The sequence below is a fragment of the Spongiibacter sp. UBA1325 genome (assembly GCF_002306875.1).
GTDB classification, from domain to species: domain Bacteria; phylum Pseudomonadota; class Gammaproteobacteria; order Pseudomonadales; family Spongiibacteraceae; genus Spongiibacter; species Spongiibacter marinus.
Window position 1 is genome coordinate 406,197 of record NZ_DBTD01000009.1, and the last position, 18,924, is coordinate 425,120.

Annotated in this window: 17 protein-coding genes; 6 read left to right on the forward strand and 11 right to left on the reverse strand. The window is 58.1% G+C overall.

Annotated elements, in window-relative coordinates:
* Nucleotides 1-14: 14 nt before the first annotated feature.
* The 5 genes from sulP to B3K78_RS10480 all read right to left on the reverse strand — a co-directional run bounded on the left by sulP (nucleotide 15) and on the right by B3K78_RS10480 (nucleotide 7,200).
* Entirely contained in the window at nucleotides 15-1,772 is a 1,758-nt protein-coding gene (gene sulP / locus B3K78_RS10460) for a SulP family inorganic anion transporter (protein ID WP_286695396.1), read from the reverse strand.
* Between the two features lie 81 nt (nucleotides 1,773-1,853).
* Complete coding sequence (locus B3K78_RS10465; protein ID WP_286695397.1) at nucleotides 1,854-3,545, reverse strand: bifunctional protein tyrosine phosphatase family protein/NAD(P)/FAD-dependent oxidoreductase; 1,692 nt, start codon at nucleotides 3,543-3,545, stop codon at nucleotides 1,854-1,856.
* Between the two features lie 14 nt (nucleotides 3,546-3,559).
* Entirely contained in the window at nucleotides 3,560-4,450 is an 891-nt protein-coding gene (locus B3K78_RS10470) for an MBL fold metallo-hydrolase (RefSeq protein ID WP_286695398.1), read from the reverse strand.
* Between the two features lie 384 nt (nucleotides 4,451-4,834).
* Entirely contained in the window at nucleotides 4,835-5,827 is a 993-nt protein-coding gene (locus tag B3K78_RS10475; protein WP_286695399.1) for a cytochrome d ubiquinol oxidase subunit II, read from the reverse strand.
* Complete coding sequence (locus B3K78_RS10480) at nucleotides 5,827-7,200, reverse strand: cytochrome ubiquinol oxidase subunit I (protein ID WP_286695400.1); 1,374 nt, start codon at nucleotides 7,198-7,200, stop codon at nucleotides 5,827-5,829. The genes B3K78_RS10475 and B3K78_RS10480 overlap by 1 nt, the downstream gene beginning before the upstream one ends.
* Before the next feature lie 213 nt (nucleotides 7,201-7,413).
* On the opposite strand from B3K78_RS10480, the gene B3K78_RS10485 reads away from it, so the two are divergent.
* A complete protein-coding gene (locus tag B3K78_RS10485; protein ID WP_286695401.1) occupies nucleotides 7,414-8,730 on the forward strand; it encodes a sigma-54 interaction domain-containing protein in 1,317 nt (438 codons plus the stop codon).
* Between the two features lie 153 nt (nucleotides 8,731-8,883).
* A complete protein-coding gene (locus B3K78_RS10490; protein ID WP_286695402.1) occupies nucleotides 8,884-9,114 on the forward strand; it encodes a hypothetical protein in 231 nt (76 codons plus the stop codon).
* A gap of 27 nt (nucleotides 9,115-9,141) precedes the next feature.
* On the opposite strand, the gene B3K78_RS10495 is transcribed toward B3K78_RS10490, so the two are convergent.
* Nucleotides 9,142-9,801, reverse strand: a complete 660-nt coding sequence (locus B3K78_RS10495; RefSeq protein ID WP_286695403.1) for an HD domain-containing protein — start codon at nucleotides 9,799-9,801, stop codon at nucleotides 9,142-9,144.
* Between the two features lie 132 nt (nucleotides 9,802-9,933).
* Here B3K78_RS10495 and B3K78_RS10500 point away from each other — a divergent pair, with 132 nt between their 5' ends.
* Nucleotides 9,934-10,905 (forward strand): GlxA family transcriptional regulator, encoded by a 972-nt coding sequence (locus B3K78_RS10500; RefSeq protein ID WP_286695404.1) that lies wholly within the window; start codon nucleotides 9,934-9,936, stop codon nucleotides 10,903-10,905.
* 14 nt (nucleotides 10,906-10,919) lie between these two features.
* Here the strand turns inward: B3K78_RS10500 and B3K78_RS10505 are convergent, their stop codons facing one another.
* The 4 genes from B3K78_RS10505 to B3K78_RS10520 form a co-directional block, all read right to left on the reverse strand.
* Entirely contained in the window at nucleotides 10,920-12,095 is a 1,176-nt protein-coding gene (locus B3K78_RS10505) for a hydroxymethylglutaryl-CoA reductase (protein WP_286695405.1), read from the reverse strand.
* Complete coding sequence (locus B3K78_RS10510) at nucleotides 12,092-13,378, reverse strand: dicarboxylate/amino acid:cation symporter (protein WP_286695406.1); 1,287 nt, start codon at nucleotides 13,376-13,378, stop codon at nucleotides 12,092-12,094. Before B3K78_RS10510 ends, B3K78_RS10505 begins: the two co-directional genes overlap by 4 nt.
* A gap of 80 nt (nucleotides 13,379-13,458) precedes the next feature.
* On the reverse strand, nucleotides 13,459-14,088 hold the full coding sequence (locus B3K78_RS10515) for a class I SAM-dependent methyltransferase (RefSeq protein WP_286695407.1): 630 nt from the start codon (nucleotides 14,086-14,088) through the stop codon (nucleotides 13,459-13,461).
* Nucleotides 14,089-14,251: 163 nt separating this feature from the next.
* Nucleotides 14,252-15,625 carry an FAD-dependent oxidoreductase gene (locus B3K78_RS10520; RefSeq protein WP_286695408.1) on the reverse strand — a complete coding sequence of 458 codons (1,374 nt, stop codon included), beginning with the start codon at nucleotides 15,623-15,625 and terminating at the stop codon, nucleotides 14,252-14,254.
* A gap of 64 nt (nucleotides 15,626-15,689) precedes the next feature.
* Here B3K78_RS10520 and B3K78_RS10525 point away from each other — a divergent pair, with 64 nt between their 5' ends.
* The 3 genes from B3K78_RS10525 to B3K78_RS10535 all read left to right on the forward strand — a co-directional run bounded on the left by B3K78_RS10525 (nucleotide 15,690) and on the right by B3K78_RS10535 (nucleotide 18,520).
* Nucleotides 15,690-16,376, forward strand: coding sequence for a chorismate--pyruvate lyase family protein (locus B3K78_RS10525; RefSeq protein ID WP_286695644.1), 687 nt, complete (start codon nucleotides 15,690-15,692; stop codon nucleotides 16,374-16,376).
* A gap of 63 nt (nucleotides 16,377-16,439) precedes the next feature.
* On the forward strand, nucleotides 16,440-17,321 hold the full coding sequence (gene ubiA, locus B3K78_RS10530) for a 4-hydroxybenzoate octaprenyltransferase (protein WP_286695409.1): 882 nt from the start codon (nucleotides 16,440-16,442) through the stop codon (nucleotides 17,319-17,321).
* Between the two features lie 56 nt (nucleotides 17,322-17,377).
* Nucleotides 17,378-18,520 (forward strand): GNAT family N-acetyltransferase, encoded by a 1,143-nt coding sequence (locus B3K78_RS10535; RefSeq protein WP_286695410.1) that lies wholly within the window; start codon nucleotides 17,378-17,380, stop codon nucleotides 18,518-18,520.
* A gap of 6 nt (nucleotides 18,521-18,526) precedes the next feature.
* Here the strand turns inward: B3K78_RS10535 and B3K78_RS10540 are convergent, their stop codons facing one another.
* Complete coding sequence (locus B3K78_RS10540; protein WP_204995009.1) at nucleotides 18,527-18,910, reverse strand: hypothetical protein; 384 nt, start codon at nucleotides 18,908-18,910, stop codon at nucleotides 18,527-18,529.
* Nucleotides 18,911-18,924 lie beyond the last annotated feature (14 nt).

The following is an 18,924-nucleotide window of genomic DNA, read 5'->3' on the forward strand; positions in this document are numbered from 1 at the left end:
CCTTCCCGCTGGACTTAGATATCCCAGTTTTCAGTGTTATCGGCGTTTTGTTGGTTCATTTCCTCAACAATGCCGGTAACGGCCAGGTGCTGCGACAACCATACTTTGCCGGTAAGTTGCTTGAGGAAGTGGGTTTTACATAGCACATCCATTACCGGCCCTTTTAGCTCAGATAAGTGCAGGGTGATATCGCGCTCGCCCAAACGCTCGTTGATCGCTTCCAGTGCCTCCAGTGCGCTGAGGTCCACCTCGTTCACGGCGGTACACATCAGCACCACGTGGCGGGTGTGCGGGTAGTCCTCCAGCAGGGCGTAGATGCGATCTTCAATAAAGCTGGCATTGGCAAAATACAGACTTTCGTCAATGCGCAGCGACAGGATCTCGTCGTGGGTAATCACCGAGTGGCGGTTGATATTGCGGTAGTGCTCGGTGCCCGGCACCTCGCCGACCACGGCCATATGGGGCTTGGAGGTTTTGTACAGATGCAGGGCTAACGAGGCAAATACCCCGCAGGCCACGCCGCTTTCAACGCCGGCCACTAAGGTGACGAACAGGGTGCTGGCAACGGCGATAAAGTCAGAATAGCCGTAGTCCCAGGTTTTTTTCAGGATCGATAAATCGACCAGCGACAGCACCGCAACGATGATGGTTGCCGCCAGCGTCGCCTTGGGAAGATAAGCCAGATAGGGCGTGAAGAAGATTGCCGCCAGCCCGATGCCGATGGCGGTAAACATGCCCGCTGCCGGGGTTTCTGCGCCGGCATCAAAATTCACCACCGAGCGCGCAAAGCCGCCGGTAACGGGGTAGCCGCCCGATACCGATGAGGCGATATTGGCAGCGCCGAGGCCGATGAGTTCTTGGTTGGGGCTGATCTTCTGGCGTTTTTTCGCGGCCAGGGTGTGGCCCACCGACACCGACTCCACAAAGCCAATGACCGAAATGAAGATCGCCGAGATCAACAGTTCCTGCCAGGCCTCGTGGTGCAGTGGTGGCAGGCGCAGGGCGGGCAGGCCGCTGGGCACATCGCCGACCAATGCCACGTTTTTTGCGCCGAGGTCGAAGGCGACAGCGGCAACACTGGTCATCACCACGCCAACAACGGGGCCCGCTTTACTGACCATGGCGGCGGCAAAGGGCGACAGGCCGGCTTTTTCCAGCAGCGGTTGCAGGCCTTTACGTATCCAGAATAAAAAGACCAGCATCGGCAAACCGACCGCTAAGGTGTAGAGGTTGGTATGGCTGGCTTGCTCGGCAAGGCTGAGCAGAATTTCGTAGAGGTTGTCGCCGTGGGCGTGCACGCCCAGCAGGTGACGAAGCTGGCTGACGGCAATAATAATGCCCGAGGCGGTGATAAAACCGGCGATCACCGGATGGGACAGAAAGTTAGCGAGAAAGCCCATTCGCAGAACGCCCATCAGCAGCAGGAACGCCCCGGAGAACAGTGCCAGCAGCACGGCGGCATCGAGGTAGCCCATGCTGCCGACCTCGGCAATGCGGCCGACGGCGCTGGCCGTCATCAGCGAAACCACGGCCACCGGGCCCACCGACAGGCTGCGGCTGCTGCCCAGCAGGCCGTAGGCGATGAGTGGCAACATACTGGCGTAGAGACCAACTTCGGGAGGCAAGCCGGCAAGCAGGGCGTAGGCCAGCGACTGCGGGATAAGCATGATCGTCACAATGACGGCCGCCAGCAGGTCGGAGGCGAGCTGGCCGCGGTTGTACTGCTTTCCCCATTCCAGGATGGGTAAGTATTGGCTGAGTGCGCCTTTCAAAATGCTGTCCTCTCCAGTCGCGGCTGTGGTGTTGCACATAAACGAAAAAACAGCGCCGCATTAGCGGCGCGAAAGGGTGGGTTATTTTTTCGCTGGTGCGTCTTCACCAATGGTGGGCTTAACCAGCCACTCGTGTCCCTTGAGCATGCCCTGCCAGTAAATGGGCGGCAGAATTTTCTCTTTCAGCAACCACGCCAGGCGAGATGGCTTGGTGCCGTCGAGCATCATTTTGGGGAAGCTGGGTAGCAGCTTGCCGCCGTAGCCAAATTCCGCCAATACGATCTTGCCGCGCTCTACGGTAAGCGGGCAGGAGCCGTAGCCATTGTAGTGGGCAATGTCGCCGCCGCGACCGCTGATATCGGCTGCGATGTTATTGGCGACAATGGGTGCCTGCATGCGTGCCGCCGCTGCGGTTTTGGCGTTAGGGGCGTTCATTACATCGCCCAGTGCCCAGATATTGGCGTACTTCTTGTGCTGTAGCGTGGCCTGGTCGACATCGACCCAACCGGCGCCATCGACCAGCGGGCTATTGCGGATGAAGTCGGGGGCGACTTGCGGCGGTACCACGTGGATCATGTCGAATTCGCGGCTGACCTCCACGTCGTTACCCTGTTCGTCTTTGGTGGCGAACCAGGCGGTTTTTGCCGGGCCGTCAATGCGGGTCAGGGTGTGGCCAAAGTTGAGTTTGGCCTGGTATTTGTCGATGTATTTCATCAGTGCTGGCACGTAGTCGGCAACGCCAAATAGCACCGCACCAGCGTTGTAGAACTCCACGTCGATATTGTTTAAGCGCCCCTGACGGTGCCAGTGGTCGCACGACAAATACATGGCTTTTTGCGGAGCGCCCGCGCACTTAATCGGCATGGGCGGCTGGGTGAATATCGCGCGGCCGCTGCGAACCTTGTTTACCAGCTCCCAGGTGTAGGGTGCGAGGTCGTAGCGGTAGTTCGAGGTGACGCCGTTCTTGCCCAGGGTTTCGCTCAGGCCGGGAATGGCGTCCCAGTTCAATTTGATACCGGCGGCAACCACCACGCGTTGATAGTTCAGTAGGCGGCAGCCTTCAAGTACCACGGTGTTGTTGTCGGGGTCGAAGGCGGCGACGGCGGCCTTGATCCATTCCACACCCTTGGGAATGAGTGAGGCCATGCTGCGCCGGGTTTGCTCAGGGGTGAAGACACCGCCGCCGACCAGGGTCCAGCCGGGTTGATAGTAGTGGTTTTCTGCGGGGTCGATAATGGCAACGGAGATGCCTTTGCAGCGTTTCACCAAACTGGCGGCCGTGGAGATACCGGCGGCACCGCCTCCGACGATCAGCACATCGTAGCTGGCAATGCCCTCGGCGGTATTGTCGCCATTGCGGGCGGCGGCGATACGCGCGGCCACGCCACTCATGTCGTAACCGGCCTTGGCGGCAGCATCGACGATGTCTGTCAGGCTCATCTCTTCACCGCGGCTCAGTGCCCACAGGGTGGTAGAGCGCATGCCGCTGCGGCAATAGGCATGGACCGGAGCGCTTTGGCCGCTGAGTAACTCGCCAAAGCTGGTGGCATCTTCGTCGCTGACTTTGCCACTGACGACCGGCAAATAGTGACAGCTCATGCCCAGCTCGGTGGCTTTGGCTTCGATCTCTTTAAAACCCGGCTGATCGCCGCCCTCACCGTCGGGGCGGTTGCAGATCAGCGTTTTTACGCCTTTTTCTGCCAGTGCCGGCAGGTCGTTAACGGTGAGCTGGCCGGAAACCGTCAGCCCCGAGTCTATTTGCTTGTATTCCATGCCTTGCCCAGCCCTTAGAGTACGTTCAATGGTAATTTTAGATACACCGTGCCGTTGTCGTCGGCGCCGGGTAGGTGGCCTGCCCGCATGTTTACTTGCAGAGATGGCAAGATCAGCCGCGGCATATCGAGGGTGGCGTCGCGGGCCTCGCGCATGGCGACAAATTGCGCCTCGCTGGTGCCAGTGTGTACGTGGATGTTGGCCTGTTTCTCGGCGCCGACGGTGGTTTCGTATTCGACCTCGCGGCCGCCGGGCATATAGTCGTGGCACATAAACAGGCGGGTTTCATCGGGCAGCGATAGCACGCGCTGAATGGATTGATAGAGAACACGAGCGTCGCCGCCGGGGAAGTCCGCGCGGGCGGTGCCGCCGTCAGGCATAAATAGGGTGTCGCCAACAAATGCCGCGTCGCCCATTACATGGGTCATGCACGCCGGGGTGTGGCCGGGGGTGTGAATGGCGCGGCACAGCATATTGCCCACGTGGTATTCGTCGCCGTCGTTAAACAGCTTGTCGAACTGCGAGCCGTCGCGAGCGAACTCTGTACCGGCGTTAAAGATTTTGCCGAAGGTTTCCTGCACCACGGTAATGTTGGCGCCAATGCCGATCTGACCACCGAGCGCTTCTTGAATATAGGGCGCAGCTGACAGGTGGTCGGCGTGCACGTGGGTTTCGATGATCCATTCGAGGCTCAGTTTATTGTCGCGAATGTGCTGAATGATTTTGTCGGCACCCACCAGCGACAGGCGGCCCGCGGCATAGTCGATTTCCATTACCGAGTCCACGACCGCGCAGGCGTTGCTGCTGGGGTCTTTCACCACATAGGAAAAGGTGTTGGTGGGTTCGTCGAAGAAGGCGATAACTTCGGGTTTGTGGTCGAAATCGATGGAGATATTGTCGAGCATGATGCAATCCTCTTACTGTTGTCGCGAGCGGTATCGGTCCCTGATGCGTACAGCGATAACGCGGCCTCGGTTATGAGTAATTGGAATAACTATATTCCGTATTATTGTAGTAACAGGATTCGTGCCAAGACACGGCAAAAACGAATATTTAGCGTAACTTGTTGTAATTGCTGAAAATTAAAATTCATTCGGGTTTGCTTGAGCTGCCGTCGCAAATAAAACCTTTTTGCTTTTGCCAGATCTGGCAGAAACTTCGTCATATTTGACAGAGTTGTGTTCTGTGGGGGCTGGAAGCGGCTGATAGTGACGTCGACTGAAGGTGCGGGCATAAAAAAGGCGGGCCCGCTTGCGCGCAGCCCGCCAATGAGCAGTGGCTGTTGCTGCTCAGTCGTAGGAGAGGTGGGTCGCCTTACCGTGGAAGATGCGGTAGACGAAAATGGTGTAGCCGATAATGATCGGCAGGGTCAGTACAACGCCAACCAGGGTGAATTGCAGGGCGTTGACCGAGGCGGCGGCATCCCAGATCGTCATTTGGCCAATGATGATGTTGGGGAACAGGCTGTAGCCAAGGCCGAGGCTGGCCAATACGCAGATGGCCACAGTGCTGGCATACAGCTTCCAGCCGTGGCCGCGGTAGATGCTGTTGTCGCTGTTAAGCAGGGCAACAATCGTGGCAAACGCAGCGAGAGACAGCACCGGGATGGGCGCCAGAATCAGGAAGTTGGGCCAGCTGAACCACTTCTCAGCAATCGCGTCGCTGACCAGCGGCGTGGCGATCGACACCAGCAACAGGCCCAGGCCCATTGGCCACACGGACTTGCGCGCCCAGCCAATGGCCTTGGTGAGCAGGTCGCCTTCGGTTTTCATCAGCAGCCAGCCACAGCCCAGTGTGAGGTACAGCGCGGGCAGGGTTAACGCGATGAGGGCCGAGAACAGCAGGCTGGTGGTATTGGATTGCAGGCCCGTGACGTAGGCGCCGAGCATCCAGCCCTGAGCCATTGAGGCGACCAGTGAGCCGACGAAAAAGGCGCGGTTCCACAGCGCTTTGCGGTGGTCACCCGCTTTGACGCGCAGGTCAAAGGCCACGCCGCGCAGTATCAAGCCCATTAGCATGATCGTTACCGGCAGATACAGCTCGGTGAGCACGATGCCGTGGGCCATGGGGAAGGCGATTAATAGAATCCCCACGCCAAGCACAATCCAGGTCTCGTTGGCGTCCCAGAAGGGGCCAATGGAGGCGACCATAATGTCTTTTTCGGCGTCGTTGGCCAGCGGCATAAGCATGCCAACACCGAGGTCGTAGCCGTCGAGAATAACGTAGATCAGCAGGGACAAGCCCATTGCCGCCATATAGATAATCGGTAGCCAGTATTCCATTACGATTCTCCCCCTTTCGCGGTGTTATCGCCGGTGTTGGCTGACGCCGTGCCAGCCGGGTTTAAGATCAACGAGGCAGCGGGCTTGGCTGACAAATTGCGCAGCGCGCCGATGTAAGAAGCCAGTAAGAACAGGTATAGAAGGATGTAGCCGAACAAGGTGCCGCTAACGGTGGCAGCGCTGTGGTCGGCGACAACGTCCTGGACTTTTAGCACGCCGTCGACGATCCAGGGCTGGCGGCCAATCTCGGTAACGTACCAGCCGGCCAGCACCGCGATCCAACCGGAGAAGGTCATCGCTGAGAGGGCCGCGAGTACGGGTTTACTGGCCTGCCGGCCGCTTCGCAGTGCCCAGGCGGCCCACCACGCGACCAGTACCATTAGTCCGCCGATGGCGAGCATCACACGGAAAGACCAGAACACGATCGCAACGGGTGGGTGCTCGCCAACAAACTCATTCAGGCCCTTAACTTCGCCCTTGAGTTCGTGGGTAAGTACCAGGCTTGCGGCGTAGGGAATTTCCAGCGCGAATTTATTGCTGCGGCTCTCTTCGTCGGGAAGGGCGACAACAGTGAAGGGGGCGCCCTCCTCAGTTTCCCAAATGGCTTCCATGGCGGCGACTTTTGCCGGCTGGTGTTCAAGGGTGTTGAGGCCGTGCAGATCGCCGATGAAAATTTGCAGCGGGGCCAGCACCGCGGCAACCATCACGCCGGTGCGCATAATCTTCCAGGTGGCGGGGCCGTCGACATTCTTCAGTGCCCGCCAGGCGCTGACGCCAGCAACGAGGAAGGCGCTGGTTAGTACAGAGGCGATTACCATATGGAAGAAGCGGTAGGGGAAAGAGGGATTGAAGATCACTTCCCACCAGCTTTCCACCATTACCACGCCGTCTTCCAGGTAGTAGCCGGTGGGGGTTTGCATCCACGAATTCAGGCTGAGAATCCAGAACGCCGAAAGCGTCGTGCCGAATGCCACCAGAAAGGTACTGATCAGGTGCATGCGATTGGATACGCGGTCTTTGCCGAACAGCATAATGCCCAGGAATGAAGCCTCCAGAAAGAAGGCGCTCAGTACCTCATAGCCCAGCAGCGGCCCGGCGACATTGCCGGCTTTTTCCATAAAGCCCGGCCAGTTGGTGCCGAATTGGAAGCTCATGGTAATGCCCGAGACCACGCCCATGGCGAAGGTCAGGGCAAAGATCTTCACCCAGAAGTAATAGGCATATTCCCAGGCCTTGTCGCCGGTTTGGGTAAAGCGCACCCGAAAAAACAGCAGCAACCAGCCCAAGCCAATGGAAATGGCGGGAAACAGGATATGAAAGCTGATATTGGTGGCGAACTGTATGCGCGCCAGCACAAGGGGGTCGATATCCATAAGCTCCTCTCTCTATATATCTAAACGGAATTCCAATATTCCGATTTGTACTAAGATGCACAGCAATGTGTGTGCCAGTGCGCGAAAATTCCGCAAGGCATTGATTTTGATGGATAAAAATCAGGCGAGCGGTTTGCAAAAGGCAATGTGTATCGCAGCGTGCCAGGTTTTGTGTCAGTCTTGTCAGAATACCTGTCATTTCTGGCAAAGACGATGCGACAAATTGCTACAGACCTCGACCTCGATTTTCGGTCTCTGCTCGACGGCTTAGAGCACCCGGCCATTCTACTGACGCCCGATTACCAGATTGTGGCGAGTAATCAGCGTTACCAGCAAAGCTTTGGCGATGTGCCGGTGGGCGATCACTGTTTCAGGGTGTCTCATGGCTACGACAAGCCCTGCGACCAGGCGGGCGAGAGCTGCCCCCTTCAGGCGTGTACCCACAGTGGCGAGCGCGAGCGCGTGCTGCATATCCACAATACCCCCCGTGGTCGCGAGCATATTGATGTAGAGATGCTACCCATTAAAGGTCGCAATGGAGAGTTGCGCTACTTTATTGAAATGCTCAAGCCAGTGCGCAGCGCCAGTGCGGAGATCAGCAGCGACCATATGGTGGGACGCAGTGCGGCGTTTAACACCATGTTGGAGTTGATAAATCTGGTTGCTCCCCACGACACCTCGGTGTTGCTACTCGGCGAGTCCGGCGCCGGCAAGGAGCTGGCAGCGCAGGCGATCCACAGTACCGGTGGGCGCTGCGACAAGGCGATGGTTACCGTTGAATGTGCGGGCTTGACCGACACCCTGTTTGAAAGCGAGCTGTTTGGCCATGTGAAGGGCGCCTTTACCGGCGCGGTGAGCAATAAGCCGGGCCTGCTTGAGTCGGCCCGTGGCGGCACCCTGTTTCTGGACGAGATCGGCGATGTCCCGTTGGGTATGCAGGTAAAATTGCTGCGCCTGCTGGAAACCGGCAGTTATCGCGCGGTGGGCAGCACCCAGCCTCAGCTGGCCGACTTCCGCTTGATCTGTGCCACCAACAAAGACCTGCCAGCGATGATCGCCGGTGGGCAGTTCCGCGAAGACCTTTACTACCGGATTAATACCTTTCCCATCCACCTGCCACCGCTGCGCGAGCGCCGCGCCGACCTTGCGTTGATCTCCCGCTCGATCTTGAAAAAGCTCAGCCCCAATGGCGGATATCGCCTCACCGATTCTGCGGTAAAGCGCCTGCAGGACTATGATTTTCCAGGCAATATCCGCGAGTTGAAAAACATCCTGGAGCGCGCCACCATCTTCGCCCATTCCAGTATTATCGATCTCGCGGTGCTGGAGCGCTGCTTTGGGCAAGAGGGTCGCCAGGCAGAGCCCGCGCCAAGTCCCGTCGCACCTCACAAGGGCCCCTGGCTGGACTTAAAGGCGCAAGAGCAACAGTATCTCAAGTCGCTGCTGCAGCATTGCAATGGCGACAAGGAAAAAGCCGCCGACATTGCCGGTATCAGCCTGCGGTCGCTGTATCGGCGGTTGGAGGAGTAGGTCGTCGCGACCGGTGGCGACAATAAACGATTCATATACAGGATGTTCCCATGCACGCCTTAAAACACACGGCACGGTTTGTACTGTGCTGTCTTGCGCTTCCGGCTGTTGCCGAGAGTTACAGCTATCAAGCCATCAGTCAGCGCCACAGCGGTGCGCAGCTCAACGGCGTTAAACGACGCGAAAATGCAGGGCGAGTGTCTGGTTGGCTTGAAGCAACTTAATTTCAAACGCCGGGGCAGTTTTGATCCCGTTGCTGAGTGGACCAACTATCGCTCGCTGTCCTCGCTGGAGCAGTTTCCGCCCTGCGAGGTCCTGGTCATGATGGAGGTTGCGCGCAGCGCAATCATAAAACTGGAGCCACCGGCGAAAACCCGCCCGTAGCTCCGCTTCTGCCGCGCTGGGTCGGCCTTATGCCGGCCACGCGGAATTCAGAATAGTGCAGCAGAAGTCCTGCCGCACAAACTGCTTGTCCTTCCTGGCCAGAACGTCGGCCTTCACATTGCCGAACGTGGTGTTCGGTTTGTGGCGAATACCCTCGTAGAACGCCTGAATAATATCGTTTTTAAAGTCGGGGCTACGCGGGAAGGCTTCCACCACCGCTTCGCGGTCGCGGGCACTGAACTGTTTGTAAGTCAGGCCCAGCACATCCATTTCCACGCCCTCGGTTACCAGCGCAACCAGGGGGTGCATATGGCAGGGAATGCCGGGGGTGGTATGCAGGGCAATGGCCAGCCAGACGTTGTTGGCATCCTCTTCTGAGATTCCCCGTGCGCGCAGAAAGGCGCGAGCCGCATTGGCGCCGTCAACTTCAAAGCGGTCGGCGTCACTGCTGTGGCTGGCAAGCAGGCCCAAGTCGTGAAACATGGCGCCGGTGTAGAGCAGGTCGGGGTCACAGCGCAGGCCCAGTTTTTCTCCCCTGAGGGCGGCGAAATAGTAGACGCGGCTGGAGTGGTTAAACAGTAATTCGGTGGAGGTGTCGCGAACAAATTCCCGTACGTCGCGGGCGAGCCGACTATTGGGAACAGCAATACCAGCAACGCTTCCGGCGTTGTGAGCGGTTTGGCACATGATTGAGCTTCCTGTGGTGTGTGGCTGGAGGTTTTAATTTAGCGATGTGGCATAATTGGCTCAATATGAATGTTCCGTCGAATTAAGACATTCCGCCAGATGATACGGCCAGGGGCCGCAGGAAGCCGCGTTATGACCGAATCTTGTCCGCTCACCATTGCAATTGTTATCCCACAGCAGGCGCAATCACTCGACATTGCCGGGCCGCTGGCGGTGTTTCGCGAAGCAAACCGCCTGGCCGAAGGACGCGCGCTGTACGACGTGCAGCTGATTGCTGCGCTGCCCGATGCTGCGGTGGAGATTGATGGGATGCGGGTGCTTGCCGACAGCTCGATTCAGTCGCCATTGCCTCCTACCGATACCCTGTTGGTGGCCGGCACCCATGCCTACCGTCAGGCTGCGCCTACCTCGGCACTGAGCGTGTGGCTGGGGCGGCATGCGCCGTCTGTTAGGCGGTTGGGGTCGGTGTGTACGGGTGCATTTTTTCTCGCGGCAGCGGGCCTGTTGCACGGCAGGCAGGTGACAACGCACTGGCAACAAGTCGACGAACTGGCGGCGAGCTACCCCGGCACCGTTGTTCACGGGGATGAAATTTATGTGCAGGATTGCAAGCTGTGTACCTCGGCGGGTGTCACCGCGGGTATCGACTTGTGTTTAAAACTGGTGGAGGACGACTACGGCCGCGAGCTGGCCATGCGGGTTGCTCGCCAGCTGGTTGTGTTCCTGCGTCGACCTGGCGGCCAGTCCCAGTTCAGTGCCCAGCTTGCCGCGCAAACCGCCGACGACAACACCGTGCGCGGGATTCAGCAGTGGATTTTGGAGAACTTGGACGCCGACCTTTCGCTGTCGGTATTAGCCGAGCGCGCGGCGATGAGCGTGCGCAATTTCAGCCGGGTATTTCGCCGCGAGACGGATCGCTCGCCCGCTGACTTTGTCGAGCTGGCGCGGGTGGATGCCGCCAAACAGCTACTCGCCGACAGCGAGCTGCCACTTCAACGCGTGGCGAGCCGCTGTGGTTTTACCAATGTGGACCTGATGCGACGCGCGTTTATTCGTCGCTTGGGCACCAAGCCCAGCGACTATCGAAAGCGCTTTGCAAATTAATCTGATCATTCGTGTCAGGGGCGATTTCGACCGAGCTGATCGTGGCTGGATACCCATTCATCGGAAACCACGGCAGCTGCCAGCGATAGATCTCCGGCTAGGACTGTTGCCGCGATAATTTCCGCGAGCTTGTGGGCTTTGCCCTCACCGTAACAGCCCATCATTTCCAGGCACTCGCGCTGGGTTGCCAAGCCAGTGCCGCCGCCATAGCTGGCGCAGATAATCGAGGGCAGGGTGACGGAATAATACAGGTCGCCATTGTCGGTAAGATCCATAAAGGCGATACCGGCGTGGGACTCAACGACATTGGCTTCGTCTTGTCCGGTGGCGATAAACATCGCGGCAATGCCGTTCGCCGAGTGCGGGCCATTGTAGGCTGAGCCAGCCAATAAGCTCCCAACAATTGTGCGTTGGCGCAGGCGCACCATGCGTTCGGGTTCGGCGCGCATCAGGCTCTGCAGCAGCTCTTTTTTAATGACGGCTTCAGCGACCACCTTTTTTCCACGGCTGTGAAGCAGGTTCATATGGGAGTGCTTCTTATCGGTTTCTATGCCGCCCGACAAGGAAAAATTTTGAATGCCGGAGAAGTTTGAAAGGACCCACTGGCACGCTTTGTGGGTCGCTTTGCCCGTCATATTTTGGCCGGCGGCATCACCGGTTAGGTAGTTAAAGCGGGTAAACAGTTTATTGGCGATTACCCAGCTTTGAATATTTTCCAGTGTGCCAACGCGTGTTGTGCTTTCGGCCTCGGCTTTAATTGCCGCAAAATTTTCCTCAAGCCATTGTGATAACGCGCGTGCCTCGCGGGCAGAGGCAAGCTCAAACAGGGGCGCGCGCTGCATGGCTTCGCCAACGACGGTAACAGTGCATCCTCCTGACTCGCTAACCAACCTCATGCCCCGGCTATACGAGGCGATCAACGTTCCCTCTGTGGTTGCCATGGGGATGTAAAAGTCGCCTTGAGCATGTTCGCCATTGATGCGATAGGGCCCGGCCACGCCCAGCGGCATTTGTACAACGCCAATAAAGTTCTCGGTGTTTCCTTCCACGCTTGCTGGGTCGAGAGAGTAATGCCGGGTGTTCGTCAGTGACGTACCCGTTTGCTCTTCAAGGAAACTGCGGCGTTGTTGCGCGGCCTGTTCCGAGTAGTCATTGCCTTTGAGGCGCGGGATACGCTTGCGCTCGCTCATCGGCGGTTGCCCTGTTCAATGGCAATGGCTGTTTGTTCGCCTTCACTACGGGCGATTACCACGGCGGCGCAGGAGTCGCTAAATACATTCACCGCGGTGCGCATCATATCCAGAATCCGGTCGGTCACCAGCAGTAGGCCGATGCCCTCCAGTGGCAGACCAATGGTGCCAAGGATGACGGAGATGGCCACCAGGCTGGCAGCGGGAATGCCGGCCACGCCGATCGAGGTTAGCAGGGCGACCATTACCACGGTGAATTGCTGGGCGAAGCTCAAGTCCAGGCCGTAGACCTGGGCGATAAACATGGCTGCTACGCATTCATATAAGGCGGTACCATCCATATTTACGGTTGCGCCTAACGGCAACACGAAGCCGCTGGTGCGTTTGGAAACACCGGATTTGTCCTGCACACACTCCATCGTAAGCGGCAAGGTCGCAGAGCTGGAGGCGGTGGAGAAGGCGGTGAGCATTGCCGGTGCCATGGCCTGATAGTGTTTGACTGGCCGCACTTTGCCTAGGTAGCGAAGCACCAGCGGCATGGCTACAAAGGCGTGTAGCGCCAGTGCCAGCGCGGCGGCAAAAAAGAATTTGAGCATGGGCGCAAAGGCGTCAAAGCCGGTGCCGGCGACGGTTTTTGCCACCAGACCAAAAACCCCAATGGGGGCAAATTTCATCACCCACATGGTCATGCTGGTCATAATATCCATCAAGCCCTGCCAAAAGTTCAGCTGAACTTCCGCGTGCTCGGAGTCGCTGCGGGCGAGGAAAAAGCCATACAACAAGCTGAAAAATATCAGCCCCAGCATTTGGCCATTGGCCGCCGCCGCGATCACATTGGGGGGGATCATGCGCTCAAACACTTGCACAATATCGGCGGCGCTGCGGCCTTCGACCTTGGCGAGGGTGGCGTTGAGCTCGGCGTTGTCGCTGCTCAAGCTGGCGGCGAGGGCTTCGGTGTCGCCGACGCCGGGCTGGATAATATTGACGACCGTCAGTCCGATCAGAATCGCAATGAGGCTGGATGTGGCGTAAAACAGCAGGGTTTTACCGCCCAGGCGCTCCAGATTGTCGCCGCCAATACCGGCCATGCCGCTGATAATCGAGGCGCTGACCAGAGGCACGATTAACATCTTCAGAGCGTTTAAAAACAGCGTGCCGAGAAAGGCGTATACCGCCAGTAATTTAATGCCGGCAATTTCGGCATCGGCGCCGCCGAGTAGGCCAGCGATAACGGCGAGGGAAATGGCAATAGCAATTTGCCAGTGCAAAGCGAGTTTGGGCATAGTGCGTCCGAATTTTTTATTGGTGGGGCCCAGCGTTTGACGGGCCTATGCCGCACTCTAGCGTGCCGATGCCGTAGAGGCTAGTCCGCAACGCGTTTGTGGGCACTGCCGCTGTAGACATAACCGGCGATACGCGGGGCTTTTTCCAGATAGCGGCGCTCGAGTTGGTCGATGGCGAAATGGCCTTCTTGCAGTAACTCGGCAATGGGGCGGTTCAGGTGGCAGCCTCCGGCAAAGCGCTTCCAGACTGGCGTAATGCGATTTTGCCAGCGCGCCACCGCAGGTTCTTCTGACAGGCCGTGCTCGCAAAACAGCAGTTGGCCGTCCGGTTTGAGCACGCGGTGCATTTGCGCCAGTGCACTGCGCCAGTCGGGAATGGTGCACAGGGTGAAGGTTAACAGCACGGTGTCGACACTGTTGTCGGCCAGCGGGATCTTCTCGCCCGGCAGATCGAGCCAGCGTACATCCAAGGCGCTGGCGGCCAGGTTCTTTTGCGCTTTGCGGCGCATTCCCTCTGAGGGTTCCAGACCCCAGATGTAGTCCACCTTGCTGGCATCGTAGAGGGGGAGATTAATACCACTACCCATACCGACTTCCAGCACTGCGCCCTGGCATTGGGGCACCACGTCGCGGCGGGCCTCCATAACAGCAGGCATGGAGCAGGCTCTGTCGATCACAGCGGGTAGCACGTAGGTATCGTAAAGGCTCATGGCGGTCTCGTTATTATCGTTTTGTGATGGCAAAGCAGCGTTATGCCCAGGCATTTCAGCGCAGCGCTGATGCACTGGCAATGTGCAAAGCGGACAGTAGCGCCTTTGTGCAGGCATAATAAACCCCGCCGTAGCGGGGTTTATTATGCTCAGCCGTTAAGGCTTAGGGCATGATGGCGGGCAGTTCTTTCTGCAGCGCCATTTTTTGCTTGGTGCCTTCGCCGGTCAGTGCAAAGCCCAGCAGGTCGCCGGTGGCCGTGTCGACAAACTTGGCGACAACATTGTTGCCGTCTTGCTCGATTTGCCATTCGCCTTTCGCGTCGCGAGGAGCGGGAGACACGCACACGGGGCACGCCGGCGTTTTAATGGTGACAGGCATCGCCGGGTAGCTCACCTCGGTCGGCTCGCCGGTGAGGGTTTTGGCCAGGGCGCGAGCCTGAGCCATCAGCGGTGCGACGTATACCAACACGTGACCAGCGACTTCGGCGCAGTCACCCATGGCGTATACATTGGGTGCATTGGTTTCCAGCAGGCGGTTGGTCACCACGCCGCGATTCACTTCAATGCCCGCAGACTTGGCCAGCTCGACTTGTGGGCGAACACCCACGGCTGACAGTACCAGGTCACAGCTGATGGTTTCGCCATTGTTCAGCGTCACTTCCACACCGTTGTCGGCTTTGTTCACCTCGGTGACCAATGGGCCAAAGTGGAATTTGGCGCCTTTGTCTTCCAGTGCGCTCTGCACGGCTTTACCGGCAGCTTCTGGCAGCAAGGTGGGCAGGCAGTAACCCAGTGGGTCAACCGTTTCTACTTCGAAGCCGCCATTGATCAGGTCGTTGGTGAACTCACAGCCGATCAGGCCGCCACCGATGATGCAGACCTTCTTCACATTGTTGGCGTCGACGGCTTTGCGGAAGTCGTCGTAGTCCAGCAGGTCGTTGACCGAATACACGTAGTCCTGACCGTTGCCGCCAATAGGGGGGCGAATCACGTCGGCACCCAGTGCCAGCACCAGCTTCTTGTAGTGCACCTTGGTTTCGGCGTCGCCGGTGGAGATGGTCTGTGCCGCTGTGTCGATCGCCGTGACCTTGGTCATGGTCCAAACGCTGGCGTTGAGGTCTTCACCCATGCCGCCGGCGTCTTTCTGCGCCAGTGCATCGGCATCTTGTTTCTTGGTGTAGCCGGTAGACAGCATGGGCTTGGAGTAGGCGCGGCCGTCGTCAGCAGTGATCATTATGACTGGGGTTTCTTTGTCTTGCTTGCGCAGTTCGCGCACCAGACCGTAGCCCGCCAAGCCGGTACCGATGACCACGATGGGGGCATCCTGGCTGGCAGTGGAGGGTTCGTCGTGGTGAGGCAGGCTGCTGGGCTCAGATTGTTCGATCATTTCGAAGTCTTCTTTGCCTACGCCGCAGTCCGGGCACAGCCAGTCATCGGGGATATCTTCCCAGCGAGTACCGGGCTCAATACCAGAATCCGGATCACCGGTTTCTTCGTCGTATACCCATCCGCAAACAATACATTCCCACTTACTCATACTCTTTCGTCCTGCCGTCATCGGTTTGTCTTATGCGGCCACCTTTATCGACACTCTGTGCCTTATGGTTACGGCGGCGGCTGGCTTGCAAGTCGGCGGCGATTCACGCATTCTGCCGCACTCAGCGAATTGGCTGTCTGTGTATCAACAGCCAGTATTCAGTGATCTAGCCACTGGAAGCCCGACATTGTACGCCCTTCGATTAAACCGATGCTACCGCCAAGAGCCCAACTGGCGGCCAGCTAATCAATTTGTAGGAGTTCCAGCGCTTCAGGACGACGCGCCCTGGCTGCTGGACACCGGCTCATTGACCGCCCATTTGCGCCGCCAATCGGCGGGAAATTTCCGTGTGCAGGTGCTCAGTCAGCACTGGGGGCTGCCTCGCTTGTCGGAGCGCAGGCTACTGGCCATGGGCGATCGCGACTGGGGTTTAATTCGCGAAGTGCTGTTGTGCTGCCACGACGAACCCTGGGTTTATGCCCGCAGTGTGATGCCAGCGCGCAGTTTAACGGGGCACCTGCGTCGCCTGCGCGGCCTGGACAGCCGGCCGTTGGGACACCTCCTGTTCACCGACCGCTCGATGCGTCGCATTCCCTACGAGATCTGCCGATTGCCTGCAGCGCAGCTGCCTTTGGAGGGCTTGCCTGACCAACAGGCGGCCTTGTGGGGGCGCCGTTCCTGCTTTGTTTTCGATCAGCGCCCGATCATGGTCAGCGAGATTTTTCTCCCCGAGTTTCAGCCGTGGTGTTAGCGCTCTGTTGATAGCGGCGGGACGCGTTATACTCTGCGCCTACGTTCAACGATGAGTCACGGAATGAAGGTGCAGTTCCCACAATTTTGCCAGCAGCTTCCCCACTATTTAGCGCTGATGCGTGTTGATCGTCCCATTGGCACTTATCTTGTGCTGTGGCCAACCCTCTGGGCACTGTGGCTGGCGGCCGAGGGCCTGCCCGATTGGCATTTGCTGCTGATTTTCGTTCTGGGCACCTTTTTAATGCGCTCGGCGGGCTGTGTGATCAATGACTACGCTGATCGCCACATCGACGCCCACGTAAAACGTACCGAGGCGCGGCCCTTTGCCACTGGCAGTGTGACGGAAAAAGAGGCGCTGACCGTGTTTGCGGTGCTGTGCGGCGCGGCCTTTGTGCTGGTGCTGTTTACCAATATTCAAACGATTTTGCTGTCGTTTGCGGCGGTGGCGCTGGCGGCGTGTTATCCCTTTATGAAGCGCTACACGCACCTGCCCCAGGTGGTGCTGGGCGCCGCGTTTGCCTGGGGTATACCCATGGCATTCTCGGCGCAGCGCGGTGAATTGCCGGCGAGTTTGTGGTTGATCTACATCGCCGTGCTGATGTGGACGGTGGCCTACGATACGTTCTACGCAATGGTTGACCGCGATGACGACCTGAAAATTGGCGTGAAGTCGACGGCAATACTCTTCGGCGACGACGACAAGGCGATCACCGCCATGCTGCAAGTCTCGGTGATTCTGGTGATGTTGCTGGTCGGCAAGCAATTTGCCATGAGCTTTATCTACTACGCCGGCTTGATGGCGGCCAGCGGCCTGTTTATCTACCAGCAAAAGCTCATTAAATACCGGGAGCGTGACAAGTGCTTCCAGGCCTTTCTGAATAATCACTACGTCGGCATGGCGATCTTTGCTGGCATTGCGCTGCACTATGCACTGCCGGCATAACATCGTGCGGCTTTGCTAGCGCGTATGCACAGCTGATGGCTTGTTGGATATAGAACATGCTGGAATTGCAGTTTATCGACAGCATTCACCGCGTTGCCGCCGACGAGTGGAATGCGATCGCCGGTGACGACTACCCGTTTTTGCAGCACACCTTTCTAGCCGCGTTGGAAGACAGTGGCGCAACCACCGCCGAGACCGGCTGGCTACCTCAGCATTTGGTTATTCGCGAGGGTGGCGTGTTGTGCGGCTTATTGCCGCTGTATATCAAGTCACACAGCTACGGCGAGTATGTGTTCGATTGGGCCTGGGCCGATGCCTATCGCCGCCATGGCCTGGAATACTACCCTAAGCTGTTGTCGGCCATTCCCTTCACCCCGGCAACGGGGCCGCGCCTGTGTTTGCGCGATGACCTGGAGGCTGACGCGCTCTTCAGCGTGGTGGTCGAGCAATTGCAGCGCCGCGCCGAACAGCTGGGCGCCTCGTCAGCCCATATTCTATTCCCCGATGTTAACGACGCCGAGCGCTGGCAACGCGCGGGCTTATTGCAGCGCGTTGGCCCGCAGTACCATTGGTTTAATCGGGGTTATCAAAGCTTTGACGACTTTCTGGCGACCTTCAGTTCGCGTAAGCGAAAAAACCTGCGCAAGGAGCGTCGTACAGTGGCCGATCAGGGGCTGCGCCTGGAGCGCCTGTCGGGCAGTGATGTGAGCGAGTCGCAGTGGCGCTTTTTCTTCCACTGTTATCAGATGACCTACGCCAAACGCAGCGGTCACGGCGGTTATTTATCGGAGGCCTTCTTTCAGGCCATTGCCCGGTCAATGGCAGACCGGCTGCTGTTGGTATTGGCCTACGAGGGTGATGTGCCGGTGGCGGCGGCCCTGAATTTTCAGGGCGCCGATACCTTATTCGGGCGCTATTGGGGCTGTATTCGCGAATACGATTTCCTGCATTTTGAAGCCTGCTACTACCAGGGCATTGAGCATTGCATTGAACAGGGCTTAAGCAAGTTTGACCCGGGGGCGCAGGGCGAGCACAAAATTCAGCGCGGCTTTGAGCCCATTACCACTTACTCCCAGCACTGGTTGGCCGATGCCAGTTTTAGCGACGCGGTGGCGCGCTTTCTTCATACCGAGCAGCGCCATATTGCTGAATACCTGCAAGAGGCTGCGCAGGCGCTACCCTTCAAGCAGGGGGAATAGCGGGACTTATTGCTGCGCTTTTTTCAGGCTGCGTTCCACCAATAGCAGGCAGGCGATAGGAATGAGATAGCTGCAGCTGATTTCCACCAGCATCAATACCTCGGTGGCGCTCCATTGGGAGTCGCTGCCGTACCAAAAAATGGCGACGGGTAAGATCACAAAGGTGAGGGTCGGCAACAGCCGCCAGAGTGTGTAGGCCAGTCGGCTGGCGTCCTCGCGATCGGCGCGGCGGTAGCAGTAAAAGGTGAGCAGTACGCCGAATGCGCCCAAGGCCATCGCGCCGTAGTTGCCGAGCAGGCTCGCCAAGATATGGATGGCGGCGCCGAAGATCAGGCTTAACAAGCTAATGTTAATTAAGCCGCGCAAGCTGCGCAGTTTGCTTCGCTCCATGGGCGTCTCCTGTT